The organism is Bacillus sp. HMSC036E02 (genome assembly GCF_001836235.1).
Lineage (GTDB): Bacteria > Bacillota > Bacilli > Bacillales > Bacillaceae_G > Bacillus_A > Bacillus_A cereus.
Window position 1 is genome coordinate 1 of the sequence record NZ_KV827848.1, and the last position, 218, is coordinate 218.

Below are 218 nucleotides of genomic sequence, written 5' to 3' on the forward strand. Positions count from 1 at the left end.
CATACGATTGTTCCCATTTTTCATTTCCCCCTAAGTTTATGGTCCTAAAAACTTTTAGCTGTCCATTTCCTATCAATTATTGGGCTTTTGTATGCTCTGTGTGATCACATCCGCAAGATCCACATTTCCCGTAAAGTACCGTTACTTTCTCATCTTCGAAGTGTGCAATTGTACCTTCACAATCTTGACATACGATTGTTCCCATTTTTCATTTCCCC

1 protein-coding gene is annotated in these 218 nt (G+C 39.0%); it reads right to left on the minus strand.

Annotated elements, in window-relative coordinates; translation table 11 throughout:
• Positions 1–76 precede the first annotated feature (76 nt).
• Positions 77–205, minus strand: coding sequence for a GapA-binding peptide SR1P (locus HMPREF2590_RS14030; protein ID WP_000536778.1), 129 nt, complete (start codon positions 203–205; stop codon positions 77–79).
• Between the last annotated feature and the right edge of the window lie 13 nt (positions 206–218).